General features: G+C 34.9%; 14 protein-coding genes. 8 read left to right on the forward strand and 6 right to left on the reverse strand.

The genetic code is table 11. From position 1 onward, the window contains the following. Window positions 1–18: 18 nt before the first annotated feature. The 3 genes from gldE to mutY all read right to left on the reverse strand — a co-directional run bounded on the left by gldE (window position 19) and on the right by mutY (window position 2,953). Window positions 19–1,341, reverse strand: a complete 1,323-nt coding sequence (gene gldE, locus AAC601_RS14265) for a gliding motility-associated protein GldE (protein WP_303271512.1) — start codon at window positions 1,339–1,341, stop codon at window positions 19–21. 18 nt (window positions 1,342–1,359) lie between these two features. Continuing rightward, window positions 1,360–1,803 (reverse strand): single-stranded DNA-binding protein, encoded by a 444-nt coding sequence (locus AAC601_RS14270; protein ID WP_303271513.1) that lies wholly within the window; start codon window positions 1,801–1,803, stop codon window positions 1,360–1,362. A 103-nt stretch (window positions 1,804–1,906) separates the two neighbouring features. Further along, complete coding sequence (gene mutY, locus AAC601_RS14275) at window positions 1,907–2,953, reverse strand: A/G-specific adenine glycosylase (RefSeq protein WP_340153647.1); 1,047 nt, start codon at window positions 2,951–2,953, stop codon at window positions 1,907–1,909. A 334-nt stretch (window positions 2,954–3,287) separates the two neighbouring features. On the opposite strand from mutY, the gene AAC601_RS14280 reads away from it, so the two are divergent. The 4 genes from AAC601_RS14280 to AAC601_RS14295 all read left to right on the forward strand — a co-directional run bounded on the left by AAC601_RS14280 (window position 3,288) and on the right by AAC601_RS14295 (window position 8,609). Continuing rightward, window positions 3,288–3,587, forward strand: coding sequence for an HU family DNA-binding protein (locus AAC601_RS14280; protein ID WP_013454713.1), 300 nt, complete (start codon window positions 3,288–3,290; stop codon window positions 3,585–3,587). Between the two features lie 8 nt (window positions 3,588–3,595). After that, the gene (locus AAC601_RS14285; protein WP_340153648.1) at window positions 3,596–4,435 is read left to right on the forward strand and encodes a tetratricopeptide repeat protein; all 840 of its coding nucleotides are present in this window, start codon (window positions 3,596–3,598) and stop codon (window positions 4,433–4,435) included. 186 nt (window positions 4,436–4,621) lie between these two features. Beyond that, complete coding sequence (locus AAC601_RS14290; protein ID WP_303271517.1) at window positions 4,622–6,175, forward strand: Rne/Rng family ribonuclease; 1,554 nt, start codon at window positions 4,622–4,624, stop codon at window positions 6,173–6,175. 142 nt (window positions 6,176–6,317) lie between these two features. After that, entirely contained in the window at window positions 6,318–8,609 is a 2,292-nt protein-coding gene (locus tag AAC601_RS14295) for an ATP-binding protein (RefSeq protein ID WP_340153649.1), read from the forward strand. 2 nt (window positions 8,610–8,611) lie between these two features. On the opposite strand, the gene AAC601_RS14300 is transcribed toward AAC601_RS14295, so the two are convergent. From AAC601_RS14300 to AAC601_RS14310, 3 genes are all read right to left on the reverse strand, one after another. Beyond that, window positions 8,612–10,150: a hypothetical protein gene (locus AAC601_RS14300; protein ID WP_340153650.1), complete on the reverse strand. Its 1,539-nt coding sequence runs from the start codon at window positions 10,148–10,150 to the stop codon at window positions 8,612–8,614. A 60-nt stretch (window positions 10,151–10,210) separates the two neighbouring features. Further along, window positions 10,211–11,239, reverse strand: coding sequence for a ferrochelatase (gene hemH, locus AAC601_RS14305; RefSeq protein ID WP_340153651.1), 1,029 nt, complete (start codon window positions 11,237–11,239; stop codon window positions 10,211–10,213). A 99-nt stretch (window positions 11,240–11,338) separates the two neighbouring features. After that, entirely contained in the window at window positions 11,339–13,570 is a 2,232-nt protein-coding gene (locus tag AAC601_RS14310; RefSeq protein WP_340153652.1) for a GAF domain-containing protein, read from the reverse strand. A gap of 115 nt (window positions 13,571–13,685) precedes the next feature. Between AAC601_RS14310 and AAC601_RS14315 the strand changes: the two genes are divergently transcribed. The 4 genes from AAC601_RS14315 (at window position 13,686) to AAC601_RS14330 (ending at window position 21,708) form a co-directional block, all read left to right on the forward strand. Continuing rightward, window positions 13,686–15,113: a DASH family cryptochrome gene (locus AAC601_RS14315; RefSeq protein ID WP_303271522.1), complete on the forward strand. Its 1,428-nt coding sequence runs from the start codon at window positions 13,686–13,688 to the stop codon at window positions 15,111–15,113. Window positions 15,114–15,299: 186 nt separating this feature from the next. Beyond that, window positions 15,300–16,061, forward strand: a complete 762-nt coding sequence (gene tpiA, locus AAC601_RS14320; protein ID WP_303271523.1) for a triose-phosphate isomerase — start codon at window positions 15,300–15,302, stop codon at window positions 16,059–16,061. Beyond that, window positions 16,061–16,909: a 50S ribosomal protein L11 methyltransferase gene (gene prmA / locus AAC601_RS14325; protein ID WP_303271524.1), complete on the forward strand. Its 849-nt coding sequence runs from the start codon at window positions 16,061–16,063 to the stop codon at window positions 16,907–16,909. Before tpiA ends, prmA begins: the two co-directional genes overlap by 1 nt. Then, window positions 16,906–21,708: a hypothetical protein gene (locus AAC601_RS14330; protein ID WP_303271525.1), complete on the forward strand. Its 4,803-nt coding sequence runs from the start codon at window positions 16,906–16,908 to the stop codon at window positions 21,706–21,708. The genes prmA and AAC601_RS14330 overlap by 4 nt, the downstream gene beginning before the upstream one ends. The last annotated feature ends 3 nt before the right edge of the window (window positions 21,709–21,711 follow it).

The following is a 21,711-nucleotide window of genomic DNA, read 5'->3' on the forward strand; positions in this document are numbered from 1 at the left end:
TTGAAGCGAAGTTCCAGTCTAGTTCTTTGTGAATACCCTAACCCTTTTGATTCGCTTTTGGTCTACTGCTACTACAGTAAAAGTGAAGTTTTTGAATTTAATTTTCTCGCCAGTTCGCGGCAACTTGCTATTTAATTCTAATAGCAACCCGCCTAATGACTCACTTTCTCCTTTGACTTCCTCAAAAACGCTGGCTTCCTCATTAATTATCTTACAAAAATCGTTAAGAGAAGTTCTGCCTTCAAAAATATAGGTGTATTCATCAAGTTTATTATAGGCCACATCGATGTCTTCATCAAATTCATCATTGATTTCTCCAACAATTTCTTCAATTACGTCTTCTAATGTAATGAGTCCAGAAGTACCCCCATATTCATCTACCACTATTGCCATGTGAACCCTTTTTTCTTGAAAATCTTTTAAAAGACTATCGACCTTTTTTGATTCTGGCACAAAATAACCCGTTCTAAGTAAAGTTTGCCATTCGAAGTTGTCTTCTTTATCAATATATGGCAATAAGTCCTTAACATACAAAATACCCTCTATTTTGTCAATGGTGTCTCGGTAAACAGGTATTCTACTAAACCCATTTTTATTGATTTGATCCATCAACATGTGATAATCATCTTCGATATCAAAAGCGGTGATATCCAAACGAGATTTCATTACCTGCCGGACGGAAAGTGTTCCGAAGTTCACTATACCTTTTAAGATGCCTTTTTCTTCTTCCGTGGTGTCTTTGTCCGCAGTGATTTCTAATGCCTGGTGCAATTCATCAATAGAAACGCTGAATCCCTTTTGTTCTACTCTTTTTTCAATGATATTACTCAAACTCATTAGTGGAATAGACAATGGGCTAAAGATTTTTGCAGAAAAGTTCAGAGGCAATGACATTCTCGAAGCAAAACTTAAATTGTTTTGGTTGGCGTATACTTTGGGAACAATCTCTCCATAGAAAACAATCAGGAAGGTGACGACTGCGGTTAAGGTTACAACCAACAATCCTTCAGTTTCTTTTGTGCCTACAATTTCCCAAGTCACATAAGTGGAAAGAGTAACAATACCAACGTTAATAAAATTATTTAGAATTAAGATAGTCGCCAGTAATTTTTTGGGATTCTTTAGCAATTCCAAAATGGTTTGTTCTTTTGGTTGGTTACTGGTTTTGCATTTTGCCAAATCATCATGCGATAAAGAGAAAAAAGCTACTTCAGAGCCAGAAACAAGTGCTGACATAAAAAGTAAAAACATCATCAATATAGCATTGATGATGTAAAACCAGTGATTGCCTGTTTCGGCTATGCTTGCTAATAAAAATATACTAGGGGAAGGGTCTTCCAATTTTTATGATTATTTAAATTAAAATGGTAAATCGTCCATTTCGCTATTTGTATCTGGGGTTTGGCTCTGCGCTGGCGCTGGTTGATTATTTGATTGATAATCAGTTGAACCTCCAGAACCTTGGCTTTCACCGCCTTTAGAATCCAACATTGTCATTTGATCACCCACTACTTCAGTTGTATATCGGGTAACCCCTTCTTTTTCCCAAGATCGAGTTCGAAGTTTTCCTTCAATGTAAACCATTTTTCCTTTTTGCAGGTACTTTTCTGCTATTTCTGCTAAACCTCTCCAAAGAACGATATTGTGCCACTCAGTTTGCTCAACTTTGTTTCCGTTTTTGTCTTTGTACGTTTCAGATGTTGCAATTGGGAAATTAGCAACGGCAGCACCGCTTTCTAAATGTCTAACATCTGGGTCTTTTCCTAATCTTCCTACAAGAATTACTTTGTTTACTCCTGACATAGTTTAAAAAGTTTTAGTTCAAAATTACTGTTAATAGTTGAGGTTTACCGATAATGTGTGGAAAATAATTTCCAGTACCTGTAAACTTCAAAGATAAATTTACCTAAATATTTTTGCTTGTCAAATAATTCGTGATCAATCTGGGTTTTGGTAATTCCTCAACTTGTTGTCTTGTGTAGTACTCCAAGCCTGTCTCTTTCAATACATTGTGGTTTGGATTTTTTAACTGAATAAATACTGCTTGCAGTCGTTGGTGAGAAAGAATATGAGTGACCGGCTCTGAAATATCAGTCACTTCGGCATGAACGAATTTTTCTGTTACTTTTTCTAATACTTCTTCAGGTGTAAGTGCATTTTCACTTTCAAATAGGTCAAAATCAAATAAACCTTGCCAAATATCATTTGCCCCTCTTTTCTTCATGGCTAGTTTTTCTCCGTTTTGCCAAATCAAATAGTACAGAAATCTATTTTTGACCTTAATTTTCTTCTTCTTAACTGGTAGATCAGCTTGTTTTCCATGAATTCTTGCCAGGCATTCCTGATTAAGCGGACAAATCTCACAACGAGGCGTTTTAGGTTTGCACACCAATGCGCCCAATTCCATTAATGCTTGATTAAAAGAAGCGGGGTTTTCCGTAGGGATTAGAGAATTGGCAATATCAAAAAATTTGGAAAATGTCCTGGCTTGGGCTATATCATCTGAAACATCAAAGAAACGGGCGAGTACCCTAAACACATTGCCATCTACAACTGGAACTACTTGATCAAAGGCAAATGAAGCGATGGCTGCTCCTGTGTATTTTCCTACACCTTTTAATGTAAGTAATTCTTTGTAGGAGTTAGGAAATTCTCCACCATAATCTCTCACCACTGATTTAGCACATTCGTGAAGATTTCTTGCTCTGGAATAATATCCAAGCCCTTGCCATAATCTCATTACTTCATCGTCAGTCGCATTTGCTAGATCATATACTGTGGGGTAATGACTAATAAAATTATCATAATAGGGTAAGCCCTGATTCACCCGGGTCTGTTGAAGTATTATTTCTGAGAGCCAAATTTTGTAAGGGTCAGAGGTGTCCCGCCAAGGCAGGTCTCTCTTGTTGATTTTATACCAGTCTATAATAAGATTTGAGAAGCGTTGAGACATAATGGATGCAAATATGAGTATTCTTAAATAAAAAGATGAAAGATTATCATGATGATATTAAATTGAACGCATCAGTCAATGGGGGTGTATTGAAAAGTAACTGTCTGATTTTCAATCCTAAATGGCGATTTTTATGAGTGATTTAATTTTTATGACTTATATATTTTGTATTTTGCATAAATTGTTGAAAATTAAAAAGTTAAACATCAAATCTCGAAATAGATCTTACATATCTTTAAAAGATTTTACTTTTAAATTCAAAAATGTAGGGTTACCTTTGCAGACCCAAAATGGAAAGGGAAAATTTTTTAATAATTTTAAAATATAAAGACGCGTGACTAAAGCAGACGTTATATCAGAAATTTCTGAAAAAACAGGTATAGACAAGGCAGATGTAACTGCAACAGTAGAAGCATTTTTCTCTGTAGTGAAGGATTCAATGGCTGATGGTGAAAACATTTATGTCAGAGGCTTTGGAAGTTTTGTTAATAAGAAAAGAGCTAAAAAAATTGCTCGAAACATTTCAAAAAATACAGCTATTGTGATTGATGAGCATTATGTACCTAGTTTTAAACCATCTAAAGTTTTTGTAGAAAAAATCAAAAGCTCAAACAAAATCACCGAAGAAGTTTAAATTCAAATATGCTAAAATCCCGAATCATATTATTTGTTGTGGCCATTGCTTTGGTCGCTGTATTTTTCAGCCTTCCCAAGGTGGTGGTTGACAATGAAAATGATAGTATTGATGGGAGATCGGAGCCTATAGAAACTAATTCATCAACAAATGGCAATTCAACTGAATCGTCCACTGCAACTATGTCGGGTTCTCATGGAGGGAATATCCCAGCGGATGTAAAAAGAGACATAGAGCGACTAAGAAATAGTTTTATGGTTGCTGAAAGTCAGGAAAATAGTGTTATATTTGCAGATTCTTTAGCTAGTATGTTCAAAGAGCTTAATAGGCTTGATAGCGCAGCTAAATATGTAGAATTATCTACAGAGGATAATGGAATAATAGGAAATGCCTATTATGAAGCTTTCAGCTTTGCAGCTGATGTTGATAAAGCAAAAGGATTAGCAGTGAAAACTAGAGAGTATTTACAGAAAGTTCTGGATAATAATCCCTCTAATAACAGTGCTAAAATTAAATTGGCGATGACTTATGTGTCTTCTGAAAATCCTATGAAAGGAATCTCCATGCTATTAGAAGTGGTGGAAGAAGATCCATACAATGAAGAGGCATTGTTTAATTTAGGTATCCTTTCAATTCAATCAGGTCAGTTTAATAAGGCGATTGAACGGTTTGAAAAGTTATTAAAAAACCATCCTGAAAATATTCAAGCTGAGTTCTATTTAGCATTGAGCTTTATGAATAACGGTCAGAAGGCAAAAGCCAGAACGCTATTTTCAGAAATTAAAAATAAAAGTAATGACGAGCAGTTGTTAGCAGCTGTGGATAGTTACTTAAATGAATTAAAATAAAATTGTTTAACAAAAAATTTAAAAGTTATGCCTTGCGGTAAAAAAAGAAAAAGACATAAGATTTCAACTCATAAGAGAAAGAAAAGACTAAGAAAAAACAGACACAAGACTAAGAAGTAATTAATTACTTCTTAGTTGTCTTTTATACAAGACATTTTTTTAGTTTTCACTTAAACTTATTGAGCTTTGAGCAATGAATTAATTATTAATTCAACTCAAAATGGCAGTCGTATTGCCCTTCTAAATGATAGGAATCTCATAGAGATTCATTATGACAATAAAGAAGAGCAGTTTAGTGTTGGTGATATTTATTTGGGAAACGTCCGGAAAGTTATGCAAGGCTTAAATGCCGCATTTGTGGATGTAGGTTATGAAAAAGATGCTTTTTTGCATTACCATGACCTTGGACCTAAAGTGAATTCACTTTTAAAGTATACTAAATTTGCCACTACTCGTAATAACACCTCATATAAATTAAGTAAGTTCAAATTAGAGCCAGAGATTGATAAATTAGGAAAGATCTCACAAGTGCTCTCTAAGAACAAGCAGGTGTTGGTTCAGGTTATAAAAGAACCTATTTCTACGAAAGGGCCAAGACTATCATGCGAGTTGTCACTAGCAGGAAGGTATTTGGTACTAGTACCATTTGCCAATGGAATAAGCATATCCAAAAAGATATCAACTAGTGAGGAACGGAAGAGACTTACAAGGTTGATATCATCAATTAAACCAGAGAATTTTGGTGTAATCATCCGAACTGTTGCCGAAGGTAAAGAGGTAGCAGAATTAGATACTGATCTAAGGAATTTATTAGATACTTGGGAAAACGGAGTTAAGAAGCTCAAAGATGCCAAGCCGAAGGATAAAATCATAGGTGAGGTAGGTAGAGCATCTTCTATTTTGAGGGATATGATGAATGAAACTTTCGACAACATTCATGTTGATGATGAAGAAACTTTCAAGGAAATTCAGACCTATATCCAGAAGATAGACCCCAGTAAGGAAAAAATTCTAAAGCTTTATTCTGGAAAAAATAAGATTTTCGAGCATTTTGGTATCGAAAGGCAATTAAAATCACTATTTGGGCAGTCTGTTAATATTAAAGGTGGTGGTTATTTAATAATTGAGCACACTGAGGCTTTACATGTAGTAGATGTCAATAGTGGTAATAAATCCAATAATGAGGAAAGCCAAGAAGACACTGCCCTAAATACTAATTTAGAGGCAGCTAAGGAGGTAGCTCGGCAGTTACGTTTAAGAGATATGGGCGGGATAATAGTTGTTGATTTTATCGACATGAAAAATCCTGATAACAAGAAACTTCTTTTCAAAAGGATGAAGGAGTTTATGGAAACCGATCGTTCTAAACATACTGTATTGCCTTTGTCAAAATTTGGTTTGATGCAGATTACTCGTCAACGGGTAAGGCCGGAATTGAATATTGTTACGAAGGAAACTTGTCCTACATGCAATGGAACAGGTAAAATTACAGCTTCAATATTGGTAACAGATAAAATTGAGCAGGATTTGGATTATTTGCTTACTAAGCAAAATGAAAAGTCTTTAAGTCTAGCAGTTCATCCGTTCCTATACTCATATTATACAAAAGGTTTAATATCTCTACGTGTAAAATGGTTTTTTAAATATGGTAAATGGATTAAACTTGTTCAAGATAGTTCGCTAGCCTTAACGGAATATCATTTTATGAATGTCAATCAGGAGCTGATAGAAATGTCATAAAAACATTAATTTGTATTATATCTATAGCCCATATCTTTTTAGGAAGTATGGGCTATTTTTGCTTAGCTGTATATCGAAGCAAAAAAGCCATTAGTCTAAGACATTTTTCGGCTTCATGAAATTTATCTAAATTTATGGTGATTTGTATTTTTATAACATATATCATACTGACTTAAGGAAACTCAGCATTAGTGTTAGGTTTATGAAATGGATGCTGTTAGTTATTTTTTTTCTGCTAGCCTCCCTATCTGCCTTTTCAAATCAAAGTTCAGACTCCAGTTCTGCATTGGCGGTCAAAAAATCAGCTACCCAGCTTACAGATTCTATACTATTTCATAATTTTGACGGGTCAAATTACAGAGCCAGTTCTTTTAACAATATGGCTGTTACTGATGAAGATGGTATTGTTTATTTCGGCAATGAGAATGGCCTGCTTGAATTTGATGGAACGCATTGGCAACTTTATAAAACTCCAAATTTTACTCCTGTTACCTATCTTAAAATCATAGAAGATAAAATTTATACATTTGGAAATGAAGATCTGGGCTATTTCCAACGTAGTAGTTCAGGCAATCTGATTTACCATTCTTTAAACGATAAGCGGCCTGATGATAAAGAGATTCCCTTCGTTTGGAATATACTGCAGAAAAACGGATCTACTTATTTCAGTCTTGATAGTTCTTTATTAAAATGGGATGGTGAGATTTTGTCAAGAATAAATTTAGGAGCCAGTATAACATCATATAAAGTAAAAGATGATATACTAATTTCAATATATGGTAAAGATCAGGGTGGTTTAGCGCTTCTTGAAGATGATACCATTGCTTATGTAAATCAGGAGTTTAGATTTGAAGATGATTATGTGTGGGAAGTCCTGGAGCAGGAAGAAGACAATTGGTTATTTTTTACATCTGAAAATGGTGTTTACAAATACAATGCTGAAACATATGAGACTACCCCATTTGAAAGTGAAATTTCAAACTTCTACAAAGCAGATAGTACCTTTTTATATTGGGCAGATAAAATATCCGATTCCTTATATATTACTTCAAGTTGGGAAAATGGAATGCAGCTTTTTGACTCTGGCGGACGGATATTGAAGAAGTTAACAACCAGGAACGGGCTATTTTCCAATTTCATATCCCATCCAGAAATCGATAGAAGGCATAATTTGTGGGTAACGAGTGGTCTTGGTATACAATATCTGGAATTCTACAAACCCAAGGAAGAACTAGATTTCCAGCCTTTGGCGAAGATTAGGTATATTAGAGTTGGGGATAGCACGCTCTATGTTCGCGATAGTAGTCACCGCATGGAATTCAACTTGGCTGATTTTAAATCGGTTGATTTTTATTTTTCCGCACCAGGGTTTTTTGAAAAGGACCTGCAGTTTTCATACTATTTGGAAGGCTTTGATGAAGACTGGTCAGAATGGACTACGAATTCCAGGAAAGAGTACACTAATTTACCGGGGGGAGAATATACAATTCATTTAAAAGCAAAGCACTCAACACTAGACCATCTTCAATTTGCTCCATTTCATTTTGATTTAATAATTCCTAAACCTTGGTATAGATACACTATCTCTTATGTCGTCTTTATACTTATTATTGGGCTCCTAATAGTTGGTTTTATTCGTTTTAGGACTCACAGACTGAGCGTACTGAATAAAAAATTGGAGGAGACTGTTAAAGAAAGGACTGCCGAATTGAGATCCCAAAAAGAAAGATTAAAAGAAGCCAATGAAGAATTAAAAACTATTAATAATGAACTTGATAATTTTGTTTATCGTTCTTCTCATGATTTAGTAGCCCCTCTCAAATCTCTACGTGGATTAATTTCAGTTGCTGGGATGTCAAATAATCCTGATCAAATTAAGGATTATTTCCAATTGATGAATATTAGCATCAATAAACTCGAAGAATTTATTAGGAGTATAATGGATTTTTCTACTAACACTAAAAAACCATTGGAGATAAGAGAAATCCGGATGGATGTAGTTATAGACAGCATAGTAGAGGATTTGAAATTTTACGAAAATGCCGAAAAGGTGGAGCTAATCAGGGCCTACGATTCAGAGTTCAAAATAAAAACTGACGCTAAAAGACTTAATATAGTATTAAGTAATCTGGTGACTAATGCTTTAAAATATCATGACTTTAAGAAAGATGAACCACCTTATATTAAGGTCTCTGCAAAGGTCGAAAATAATTCTTATCTGATCGAAGTTGAAGACAATGGTTCTGGAATCCCTGAAGAATATCAAGGGAAAATATTCAATATGTTTTTTAGAGCACATCAAGGAATTGAAGGGTCTGGACTAGGTTTGTATATTGTTAGGGATACATTAAACGTTTTAAAAGGTACGGTTGATTTTACATCTAAAGTTCGAAAAGGAACTACCTTTACAGTGGTACTTCCTGTGATCACTTGAATTTAGTTTTCTTCATCCAGGTTTAGCAGATTTTTCAAGTTGAATATCACTTTATCTAATTCCATCGCACTTGTTTTCAAATGGTTCAAAACTATCGGATCAATTTCCCCATCTTTTGTGAGTTCAATTACATTTATAAGGCCTAAAACGTTAGCAACAGGAGCACGCAATTTATGTGAATTATAATAGGTGAATTCAGCGATTTGTCTATTTCTTTCGTTCAATTTTTGGGTTCTTTCCATCACTCTCTGTTCCAAATTATTGTTGAGGTTATGAAGTTCTTTATTTAATTTGGCTAGCTCTAGAGATTTAGAGGAAATCTTCTTTTGCTTTTGTTCGATCTCCTCTTTCTGTTGTTTTAATTTATAATGTGCACTTTTGAGTTGAGTACTCTTATTTCGCAAATAAATGATCAACACGATGGAGATGATAAGAGCTGCAATTAGTAAAATTAGAAATTGTGTCCTATTCTCAATTTTATTAGCAAGTTGCGATTTTTCTAATGCTATTTTATAGCTTTCTTTTTCCTTTTGTGCTAAACCATACTGAATACTGAGTTTATTGATTTCTGCTCTTGATTCAGAGCTGAAAATAGAATCTTGAATTTTCAAGTATTTATTAAAATAGTAAACCAAAGAATCTTTACTCCCTTGGATTGTGAAAAGATCGATTTTAGCTTGAAAAGCTTTTAGTAAAAGGTCTAAAGAATTGATTTTTAAGGCAAGTGTTTCAGCATCTTTCAAATACTGCTTAGCCATTGAGTAATTCCCTTGTTTAATATCTACTTGAGCAAGTTCAATCTTACTTTCAACAAAACCTCTAGCATAGTTTATTTCGGACCAATAAATTAAACTTTGATGCAGGAAAAATTTGGCTGAATCATTTCGCCCTATTTTCCGATAAGTAATTCCTTTATATAGGGTTGTAAATCCTTTCGATTGTTCACTGACGCTATCTTTTTGCAATATTTGATCTAGATAGTAATTGGCGCTGTCATAGTTTTCCTGTAACATAAAAAGCTGCCCTAAATTCACTAATATTAATTCAGGAGAAAAATCTTCAACTTCATCTAATTTGGCTAATGCTGACTTAATAAATCTGGCAGATTGGACATAGTCTTTTTGCTTTTTGTATGTCTCTCCAATATTATTGAGTGTTTTTACAACTTCTATTTTATTATCAAACTCTTCAAATAGTTTTAAAGACTCAAAGTAAGCAGTCAATGCCGCATCATAAATTCCTTGCAGCCAGTAGTAGGTGCCCTTTTTACTTAGAATATAAGCTTTGCCATTTTTATTTTCTTCGGAATCTAATTTGTTTTCTAACAAAGTAACATAGTACAATGCATCTGTGGGAGAACGCGAATACAATTTGGTAGTCAGGTCTAAGTATTCCAATACACTTTCCTCGCTGTTGAATTCAGTTGCTAAAAGCTGATCATCTAGTATTGATTGAATGGAGTCAGACTGAATAGCAAAGGCCGAGTAAAAGAATGTACACAACGTAAGGGGCAATATGATTTTAAACCATTGGCTGTTCATATAATTTTATAACCAATAATTTAGTCAAAAAAAGTCTAACGTTTGGAATGTTGAGTAAATCTAATTTTTCAAAACCAAAGATTTTAAGGTATCTATCCATTCTTTGTTATCATTTAGACTCTCAACCAAATCCCATCTTTCACCTCCAGCTTCCTCGAATTCTTCCTTGAATTCTTCGCCAACCTCTATGGTGGTCTCCAGGCAGTCTGAAACAAAGGCTGGAGAAAAAGCCAAGATTGATTTTTTGCCTTCTTTGGCTAAGTCTTTTAACACATCATCCGTGTAAGGCCTAATCCACGGATCATTTCCTAACCTACTCTGGAAGGTGACTGTGAATTTTTCTTCTGGTAAATTTAATTCACCTGCAATAAGTCTTGCGGTTTGGAAACACTGCGCTCTATAGCAAAATCTATTTTTGTCATGATATGCATTGCAGCAACTCCCTAATTTACAGTAATTGTCAACCGAACCCTTTCTAATTTGGCGTTCAGGTAAGCCATGAAAACTGAAAATCACATGATCATAATCATGCTGTTCCATATGTTTTTTACCTAAAGCTGCAAATGTTTTATAAAAACCAGGCTCTTCTACAAAAGTGCTAATAAAGTTAATTTGTGGAATAATTTGCCAATCTTGAACAATTTCCATGACCTTATCGTGAACTGATCCACTAGTTGCCGAAGCATATTGTGGAAACATTGGTACCACAATTATTTTGGCTACTTTATGATTTCTTAGTTCTTCCAAAGCACTTTTTATGCTAGGGGATTGATAGCGCATTCCCAAAGCAACAACATAGTCATCATCCAATTCGCTTTGAAGTAAATCACGAACATCTTCCCCATAAAATTTCAGTGGAGAACCGCGTTCCACCCAAAGTTTGCGGTATTCTTTGGCTGATTTTGGCGCTCTAAATGGCGCAATGATCAAGTTTACTAACATCCAACGCAATAGAAAAGGAATATCTATCACTCTTTTATCCATTAGAAATTCCCTTAAATATTTTCTTACATCTCCTGTCTTTGTAGAATCGGGTGTTCCCAGATTTACTAATAAAACGCCTGTCTTTCCTTGATTTACTTTTTTCATATTGGGTTGAATAACCTAAAGTGTCCTTTGTATGTTTCTTAAATACGCGAAAATTTATTAAAGTGGTATTTCCTGTTCTAATGTGCGTGAGAGTTGTACTTAGGAAAGGCCTAGATTTCTCTTTTGTTTTTCGAGAGAGGCTTTTAATTCGTCCTCATTTTTTTGAAGCTTATTAATTAAAGATTTCTTCAACTGTTTTTGATACTTTTTCAAGTCATCTAATCCCCCTTCTCCAGTACCTTGGATCTTTCCTTCTATATTTTCCAGTTGATCATTTAATGTTACTTTTTCCTTTTGTAAAGCCGCAAGATTCTGATAAATTTCGCTTATATCAAATGCAAATTTGATAATTTTTGTGATCTCATCATTTTGGTTCCTTAAAACTGTGTAAGTCCCTTTGACATGAATTTTTCTACCATTTTTCGTGTACCGATCGAAAATACCACTTTGAATTTTTCCAGTTCTTAGATTGTCCCAGAAGCTATGATATTCTTCAGAATTGGCATACTCATTACTTACAAATATTCGATGGTGTCTGCCCTTTATTTCATCAATAGAATTATATCCAAACAATTTAATAAAAGTTTCATCAGCTGTAATTATTTCACCAGATGGTGTAAACTCAACGTAGGCCAGTCCACTTTTTTCCATTGCCGTTAGTCGCTCATTATTTTCTTTTTGTGAGCGTTCCATCTCTTCCTGAGTTGCTTGCAACTCTTCCATGTTTTGGCGCATTTCCTCTTCTTGAGCCCGCATTTCTTCAGTCATTTGCTGCGAGTCTTCTAGCAGCCTATTTGTCCTCTCATTAATTTTTACTGATTGAACTGACGAGGCAATATTTTCTCCTACGTCCTCTATAAATTTCCTTTCATTTTCAGTGAACTCTGTAAAAGTACCAATTTCAATTACTCCATAAACTATATTGTTGGCTATTAAGGGGACTATGAAAATACTATTTGGTGTCGCTTTTCCCAAACCAGAAGTAATGGTGATATAGTTTTTAGGCAGTTCTTTCATGTAAATAGATTGTTTCTCTAAATACACTTGCCCAACTAGACCTTGTCCTGGCTGGATTGTCTTTTCTATAAATTTCTTCCTATCATAGGCATAGGTGGCTGTTAAATGTAAAGACTCTTCTCCATTTTCGTCTTCATCCACAATGAAAATGCTACCCTGATTGGCATTTAAGTACTTGACCATAAATGTGATGACATGGTTGCTTAATTCGGCAATATTATTGTTAAATTTTCTTAAAATGTCACCGAATTCTGCAGAGCCTTTATTGGTCCAATTTCTGATTCTAGCTTCCTCAGATACATTTTTTAGACTATCCCGCATTTCTGCCAAGGAAGTACCTATATCTCCCTGATTATTAAATACAGAAATATCACTATCAAAACTTCCTTTTCCGACTTCTAAAGCAAAATCCTTTACATTTGCCAAGTTGCTTGATAAGGTGTGAATTTCTTCCAATATGATGTCCAGTTCATCATTTGTATGGGCTTTGGTTTCAGGAATATTCCCTTCGCTAAGAATTTTAACCTCGTCTTGCAGGGTGTCAATACTGCTTTTTATTTGCTTCCGGGCAAAGCGATAAAGAATGAAGCATAATATTATAGCAACAATTACAATGGTGGTTTCAACTATTACAAATCTGTCACGAGCTGCAAAAATTTGTTCCCCAATTTCTAAAGATTGTTTTTCTAGGTTAGAATACAAAACACCTGCTCTCTCATCAAATTCATCGCTCAAAGCTTTTAGATTTTCTTCATATAAAAGCCCATTTGGATTACTATTTGAACTCTGATTATTCAACTCATCATCAATCCAATTTTGTAAATCATTAGTACCGTAAATCGTATCACCTTCCATATTTGGATAATTGAATAACGATAGACTAACATCCCCTCCTCCAAACTGAGCATTATTCAATACTTCTTGTTGATTTTTCTTAATTCTTTCAGCCAGCCTACTCAGCTTTTCGTAAATAATGATGTTTTCAGGATTGTTCCAATGTGTTTTTAGCGAATCAATACTGTCTTTAGCTGATTGAATTTCCTTGTTCCAAATATCAGTGATTTCCTTTTTCAGTTGTTCATTACCCGAAAGCAAATAATTTTGTACAGTAATATTGGAATGTCGAACTCCACTTTTCATTGCATCTACATACATCCGGGAGGGCTGTTTATTTTCCAAAACATCATTGCCCATTTTCATGATATTGGCGATTTGTGAAAGCGTTATAAAAACCACAATAACGATCAACATCGCCATACTGCCATAGCCAATAATCATTCGACTTTTTATGGAATTGAAATTTATTTTTTTCATAGTGCTTTCCCTACCGTTTTCCAAAGTTCAATTTATCTCATATCAACCTAATTAAAAAGCTTCAAACATAAATTTTGATCAATCGGTTATAATGACTCATGAAAATTCTTGCGAAATGTATAAAAAGCACCGAAAATCACTAATTTGGTTTAGAAGAAATCTCAGACTGGAAGATAATCAAGCACTTTGGGAAGGAATTCAAAATTCTGGGTCTTATTTATTGCTGTATATTTTTGATGAAAAGGATTGGGAAGATAATCCATTGGGAATGAGGCGATCTTCGGATTTGAAATTAAATTTTATTTGGCAATCAGTCTTAGATTTAAAGCAAAACATTGAGAGAAAAGGAGGGCAGTTAGTAATTCGAAAAGGTAATGCTATTAAAATTATTGAAGAGTTTTTATCCGAAAGTAAATTTGATGCACTTTATGCTCCTAAGGAAGCTGGAACAGAGGAAGCGCAAGTAGAAAAATCTATTGAGGAGTTGTGCATCAGAAGCAAGTTAGAAGTTAATTTTTACGCTCAAACAACGCTTTTTCATGAAGACGATATCCCTTGGCCTATCAATAAATTACCAAATATTTTCACGCAATTCAGAAAGGAAAATGAAAAGCAAACGGAAGTTCGAGAGTTGTTTGCTACGCCTGATGATTTGTCAGCCTCAGTCAAGTTGATAGACGATTTTCAATACGCTAACTTAGGAATTATTGAGACTGAAATAGACGAAAAATCTGTATTAAACTTTGAGGGTGGAGAAAGTAAAGCTTGGGAAAGACTGAACTATTATTTTTGGGAATCGAGCTTATTGAAAGAGTATAAAAACACCAGGAATGGTTTATTAGGACCTGACTATTCTTCTAAATTTTCTCCTTGGCTTGCACAGGGCTGTATTTCTCCAAAATCTATTTATTACCAAGTCAAGAAATATGAAAAAGAACGAAAAAAAAATCAATCAACCTATTGGCTGATTTTTGAACTCATTTGGAGAGATTATTTTCATTTCGTCTTAAAGAAATATGGAACCAAGCTCTTTCAGAAGGAAGGCATTAAAGGAGAGGGAGTGAATTGGAAATGGGATTTACAAGTATTTGAGAAATGGAAAAATGGAGAAACAGGAGTCCCATTCATTGATGCTAATATGAATGAGCTAAATGCATCTGGATTTATGAGTAACAGAGGCAGGCAAAATGTAGCTAGTTTCTTAGTGAAAGATTTAGGATTGGATTGGCGAATGGGGGCTTGGTATTTCGAGCATCAGTTAATTGATCATGATGTGGCCAGCAATTGGGGGAACTGGGCCTATGTAGCGGGTGTAGGAAATGACCCTCGGGATAACCGTTATTTCAATATCTTAAGCCAGGCAAAAAAATATGATAGTAAAGGAGAATATGTGCGTTATTGGATTCCAGAATTGCAGGAAATTGAGGGTTTTAATATTCATAAGATTTCATTAATGAAAGCTTCTGAATTGAAGAATATTGATAATTTTATTCCGGAAGTGTACTTGAAACCAACAGTTGATATGGGAAAGTGGGAGTATTAAATTGATTGATTAATTACAAATTGCCTATCCAGAATTTCAAAATAAGTTCTGTAGTCATTTACTAAAGCTTTTTAAGTAAATTTAGATTTCATTTGTCAATAGCCACATCTTACTGCACCATCTTTAGCTTTATGCTCAAATCTTCTTATTTTTGTTTTTTAGCTTTCAATTATAAATGAGAATAAGATGAGACAAAAAATAGTAGCAGGAAACTGGAAAATGAATAAAACTTTAGCAGAAGCACAAGCATTGACTTCTGAAATTGCAAATATGGTGGAAGATGAAGCTCCTGCCAATGTTAAAGTAGTAATTGCTGCTCCTTTTCCTTTTATATATGCAATTGAAAATCTAATCCCTGAGATGGGCAAAATTGTTTTGGCAGGACAAAATTGTCATCATGAAGATGCTGGTGCTTTTACAGGTGAAGTTTCTGCCCCTATGCTGAAATCTTTAGGTGCTCAATATGTGATTTTAGGGCATAGTGAAAGGAGACAGCACTTTTCCGAAACTGATGCTGAACTAGCAAAAAAGACAGATAATGCGCTTAAAAATGATCTGAAAGTAATTTTTTGTTGCGGTGAGCCATTGGATATCAGAGAAGCTAATACTCAAAATGAATATGTAACCAAGCAATTGACCAATAGCTTATTTCATTTATCCGCGGACGAATTCAAAAATATTGTGATTGCTTATGAACCCATATGGGCAATTGGAACAGGTAAAACGGCAAGTTCAGATCAAGCTCAGGATATGCACAAAACGATCCGCCAGCATATTGCATCCAAATTTGGTGAAGAGGTAGCAAATGAAACATCAATTTTATATGGTGGGAGCTGCAAACCTGATAATGCGAAGGAATTGTTTTCTCAGCCTGATGTAGATGGAGGTTTAATTGGAGGGGCTTCTTTAAAATCAAGAGACTTTACAGATATTATCAAATCATTTTAATGAGCTATATTTCTTTAGAGGTAAGCTGCACCGAAGATTTTATAGAGATTTTCATGGCGGAGTTGGCACAAATAGGATTCTCTACCTTTCAGGAAAAGGAGGATGGATCTGGTCTTTTTGCCTATTCAGAGGAGAATCAAATAATAGAAGCTTCTCAAATAGAGGAGCTTTTTAAGCAGTATTTCGAACTGACTACAGTTACTTATCAATTGGGAACAATAGAAAAGGAAAACTGGAATGCAGATTGGGAGAAGAATTATCAGCCCATTGAAGTGGAGAATAAAATTCTTGTTCGTGCTGATTTTCATTCGCCTAATCCAAAATTTCCTGTTGAGATTATCGTAACTCCCAAAATGTCATTTGGAACTGGGCATCATGAGACTACTTATCAGATGCTAAAATTGATGCAAGACAAGGAGTTGACTGGTAAAAGAGTTCTAGATGCTGGATGTGGAACAGGAATCTTGGCTATCTTAGCTTCAATTAAAGGGGCCTCAACAGTAGATGCTTATGACCTTGACGAATGGGCGGTTGAAAATACAAAAGAGAATTTTTCGTTAAATTCATGTGATAAATCTGTTTATAAAGTCTGGCAAGGAGAAGTGGAGAGTATCCCAGTTGAGGCTAAGTACGATTTAGTTTTAGCTAATATAAATAAAAATATTTTGCTTGCAGATATTCAACATTTACAACAACATCTTGAAAAAGGGGGGAGTTTGATGCTAAGCGGGTTTTATGAAAATGATATTGATGATATTTTGAATGAATGCCAAAAATTTTCGTTAGAGCTAACAAATCAATCGGTAAGGAACCAATGGACAGCACTTTTGCTTAGAAAGAATAAATGAGATTATACTTTACAACCATATTGCTATTCTTAGTTATTTTTGGCCTACAAGCTCAAAATGAAGAAAGCGATTTAGAATCATCTAAACCTGGTTTTCTAGGTGAGGTTCAGATGGATTTGGCACAAATTGGAACCGAAAAATCGGAAAGCGTATCACTTTTTTTTCAAAACTACTGGAATCAGGATAATTTATTCACTCAGCAGAACCGGCTATTAATTGAAGAAATCTACGGTAAGATGAAATCTGATAATCTTTCTATTCGTGATTTTAGACTTCCTTTCATCAGTACGCTCTCTGGTGCAGCTTCCAATTTGGAAGACCCAGCAAATGCCATTAATACATTCTTAGAAATCACAAAAAGAGCATATGAAGAATTGGAAGCCAATCAATTTAAAATACTTTTAAGAACTACAGAGCAAATTTTAGAGAAAAAGGCAATTTTTTATAGCAGATATTATCAAGTGGCATTTTCAGGTGGTAGTGTCAGTTTTGAATGGCCTTCTGAACCAGTGGTATCAGTAGAATATGAAACAGAGCCTCAAGAAGAAGTAGTAGAAAGTGAATGGGGATCTGAAGCAAATGATGGCTGGGAAGATAATGATGATGGCGGATGGGGTAGTGATGATAGTTGGGGAGACGATAGTTGGGGCAAGGAGGAAGCTGTCGCAGAAGAAACCAACCAAGTAGAGGAAAATAGTCCAGTTGACTTATCAGCTTTTAGCGAGCCAATGCCCATTTTGGAAGGGCCGATAGTGAAATTGAAAAACATAAATCTCAAATTTCTTAATACAACCGATTCTATTAAGGTGAATAGCGTTTCAGGTAAATTGGAATTGATCGGTAACACTTTTGTAGCTGAGAGTGGGGTATTGACCTGGGAACACCTAGGAAGAGAAAAGGATGAATTGAATGCAGAATTGTCGGAGTTTACTTTTGAAGTGAATAAAAAGGAATTTTCAGCAGAGCAAGTTACGTTGAATTATCCAGATATTATTAAGCAACCAGTCAAAGGATTTATCGATTTTAATGCTGAAAACAGAAGTGGCGAAAATGCCGCATTCCCGTTTTTCCAATCCTACAAATCAGGTTATGACTTGAATTTTGTGGATAAAGATGGCCTGTACTTGAAAGGTGGGGTAACCTTAAAAGGTACCACTTTAAGTACCTCGGCTATGGATAGAAGTATAAGTAGTTTAGAACTACAGGGTAAAGCAGTAAAAATGTTTAGGGCGGAATCAAGAGAGTTTATTTATCAAGACAGCACTTTCTCATCGGAAGTCAGTAGCGTATCAATCTACCAACGTACAGATTCAATTTATCATCCAGGTTTAAGTCTAGATTACAGGGTGAATGAAAATAACTTAAATCTTTTGAAAAATAAAGGGGATTTTAAGAACACCCCTTTTTATGCAAGTTACTTTAATATGGATTTTACGGCTGATAAACTAAGCTGGGATATGGACTCTTCTGTAGTGGATATATCAATATTGATAGCAGGAAATAGGGTGCCGGCTTTATTTGAATCAGCAGAATATTTTAACGAGTATCGATACAACAGTCTCTCAGGATTATATAGATTTCATGTTTTACAAGTGGCGGTAAACTATAGTAGAAATGCCAACATAAAAACCTTTTACACTAATGAAGTAGCTCAGAAAACAGGCATTGAAGAAAGCAAATTAAGATCTGGAATGAAATTGTTGATGCAAAATGGATTCATAAAATATGACATTGTAAGCGGAAGAATAGAAATGTTGGATAAGGCCTTTCATTACGTGGATTCGAAATGGGGAAGGAAAGATTATGATAATGTTCAAATATCATCGGTATCTTCTGGGAAACCTAACGGCAAATTGAATCTGAATCAAGGCACTTTAGATATTTTTGGGGTGGAAGAGTTTATAATTAATGATAAGCTTGGCATTAGCGTTGAGCCAGATAGCGGTAAAGTGGTTTTGAGAAAAAACAGAGATATTCAATTTGATGGAACCGTTTACGCAGGTAATTATCAATACAAAGGAGCCGAGTTTAGAATGGACTATGATAGCTTTTTAATCTCAATGCCTCAAATTGATAATATTAAATTCAATTTAGCAGCTGGTGCTGATAGTAAACAATCCAATAAAGAACAAATACAAAACCAACTGGTAGAAACTGCTGGAGTATTATATATTAATGAACCGAACAACAAATCTGCTCAAAAGGAATTTCCTAAATATCCAATTTTCAATGCCACTAAAGGGGCTACAGTATATTTTCTTGGGGAAGAAATTTTGAATGGGGTTTATGATCAAAGTCTGTATTTCGTGATCCCTCCGTTTGAAATTGATTCAGTGAGTAGCTCAGATCCCAACTCAATAGCTTTTGACGGAGTATTTCATTCAGGCGATATTTTTCCCGAATTTGAGGAAAAGCTAAGGGTGATGCCAGATAAATCGCTTGGGTTTAATCACCCTTTACCTGATGATGGAATTGATCTATTAGACGGAGAAGCAAGATTTTACGGTAACATTAAATTAGATAACAATGGCTTAAGGGGTGGAGATAAGATTGAGTATTTGAGCTCTACTATAAGATCTGAAAACTTCACTTTTTTTAAGGATTCAATTACCGCAATTGGGACTTATGCAACTATTGAGGCAGGTGATTGGGAAGGGGTGTCTTATCCTCAATTAGAAATTGCCGATTTTGATATGCGTTGGTTAACAGCCAAAGATAGTTTGTACATGTCCAATCGATCTGATGCATTTAAAATGTATGAGGAAACAGCCTCGCTGGAAGGGAAAGCTATTATTTCAAAAAAAGGACTTTTTGGGATGGGAGAAATGACCACACGGGGATCCAATACTTCATCAAACAAATTTAGTTTTGAAGAGCAAAGCTTTTCGGCCAGAAATGCAGAATTTAGAATTGAATCAACTGATACTATTCCTGCTTTATCTGCAGATGACGTTCGATTGGATTTTGATTTTATGGCCAATACTGCAACTGTTAACCCCGAGATTGAAGGAGATGCGGCCTTGAATTTCCCTTATGCGAGTTACAAAACTTCTATACCGTCCGCATTATGGAGATTAGATGAGAAGATTGTAGAAATGACGAAGCCGGAAAATATCAATATTAATAATTCTTATTTCTATTCTACTAATCCAGATCAAGATTCTCTTGTATTTAATGCAACAAAAGCGATTTATGATATCGAAAGTCAGGCACTTAATGTTTCTGGAATCCCATTTATTATTGTTGCAGATGCTCAAATCACCCCAAGTGGTGGGGAAGTAATTATTGGTGAGAATGGTAAAATCAATAAATTATTTAATGCAACCCTAAAATTAGATACATTAACTGGCTATCATAATCTGTATGACGCAGAAATTGACATTGTGTCACGAAAGAAATTTGAAGGGAATGCTACGTATCGATATGTAAATTCTGTAGGAGATACTTTTTCAATAAAAATGGGGGAATTTAGCTTACAACCTATACCCAATTCCCCTAAAGGAGAGACTCAATTGCGAACTGTTTCTTCTGGAAGTGTTAGAAAAGAGGATAGAATGTTAATAAGCCCAGGAATGTATTATAAAGGAGATGTCACTATGTATGCCGATAAGCCTGCACTTGAATTGCAAGGATACATTCAGCCCGATTTAAGAGATATCCCAAATTACGATACTTGGATTTCATATAGGAGTGATGGAAGTGCCAAGGAAGTAGTAATAGATTTTGATAATAGTACTACTGAAATGGGTGAGCCTCTTCAAGCCGGCATCCATTTCGATAACATTGATAATCAGCTATATGCCACTTTTATCAACGAAAAGAGGGATTTTACTGATGTTGATTTCTTCAAGCCAAGTGGTTTACTAACTTATAATGCATCTACAACCCAATTCATCATTGAAAGTAAAGCAAGAAAAGCCGGTACGTCCTACGCAGGTAAATATTTTGCCTATAACGAAAAAGAGCAGAAATTAGAGTTTGAAGGGCCATTTCAATTTATTGAAAGCAGGAAAGAAGCTGCATTTAAATCTGCGGGTTCTGGATCAGGCGACTTGTTAAGTCAAGAATTTATTTTCAATTTGATGATGACTATTGAATTTGATTTGCCAAATGCTTTTACCCCAATTGTTGGAACAGATATGGTTGAGGTAGTTCAAAGGCTAGGATTGCCAGAATCAACAAAAGATTTAGATCGCTTACTTCCCAAACTTGCTGAAATAGCTGGGAATTCTGCGGCTAAGCGTTATGAAGAGAATATTTTTAATGAATACATTCCCTTACATGCTTTATCTTCTGATCTAACCAAAACTATTGTTTTGAATAATATTGACATGAAATGGTCGGATGAAGAGCATTCTTGGCACAGTGTAGGGAAAATTGGTCTATCAAATACCGGGGCACAGGATGTTAATGCAAATATTGATGGATTTATAGAAATTCGGAAATTGGAAATGGGATCTGCCATTAAATTATTCCTGCAGGTTTCTCCTTCTTGTTGGTATTTCTTCCATTTTGAGCAAGATAGATTAATATTTTTCTCCTCTAACAGTGAAGCAAATGAGCTTATTGAAAAAAAATCTAAAGCAGATAAAGCCAAATTCGGTGAATTTGTATTTCTAACTGGCGATAAATTGGAAGTCACTAACTTCGTGGAGGATTATCGAAAGAGATATTTTGATATAGACGCACCATATTACCTTGAAATGGCTAGCGAAGCAACAGCTACTGCAGCGCCTGTAAATACTCCAGTTCCAACTCAAGATAATCCGGCTGCTGATGATGATGACGATGGTTTTTAATTT

Origin of the sequence: uncultured Marivirga sp. (assembly GCF_963974845.1) — a bacterium.
Classification (GTDB): Bacteria; Bacteroidota; Bacteroidia; order Cytophagales; family Cyclobacteriaceae; genus Marivirga; species Marivirga harenae.

What these genes read in the sequence shown, in the direction of transcription:
- AAC601_RS14270 (WP_303271513.1), bottom strand. Translation starts at nt 1,803, where the DNA reads ATGTCAGGAGTAAACAAAGTAATTCTTGTAGGAAGATTAGGAAAAGAC.
- mutY (WP_340153647.1), bottom strand. Translation starts at nt 2,953, where the DNA reads ATGTCTCAACGCTTCTCAAATCTTATTATAGACTGGTATAAAATCAAC.
- AAC601_RS14285 (WP_340153648.1), top strand. Translation starts at nt 3,596, where the DNA reads ATGCTAAAATCCCGAATCATATTATTTGTTGTGGCCATTGCTTTGGTC.
- AAC601_RS14300 (WP_340153650.1), bottom strand. Translation starts at nt 10,150, where the DNA reads ATGAACAGCCAATGGTTTAAAATCATATTGCCCCTTACGTTGTGTACA.
- hemH (WP_340153651.1), bottom strand. Translation starts at nt 11,239, where the DNA reads ATGAAAAAAGTAAATCAAGGAAAGACAGGCGTTTTATTAGTAAATCTG.
- AAC601_RS14310 (WP_340153652.1), bottom strand. Translation starts at nt 13,570, where the DNA reads ATGAAAAAAATAAATTTCAATTCCATAAAAAGTCGAATGATTATTGGC.
- AAC601_RS14315 (WP_303271522.1), top strand. Translation starts at nt 13,686, where the DNA reads ATGTATAAAAAGCACCGAAAATCACTAATTTGGTTTAGAAGAAATCTC.
- tpiA (WP_303271523.1), top strand. Translation starts at nt 15,300, where the DNA reads ATGAGACAAAAAATAGTAGCAGGAAACTGGAAAATGAATAAAACTTTA.
- prmA (WP_303271524.1), top strand. Translation starts at nt 16,061, where the DNA reads ATGAGCTATATTTCTTTAGAGGTAAGCTGCACCGAAGATTTTATAGAG.
- AAC601_RS14330 (WP_303271525.1), top strand. Translation starts at nt 16,906, where the DNA reads ATGAGATTATACTTTACAACCATATTGCTATTCTTAGTTATTTTTGGC.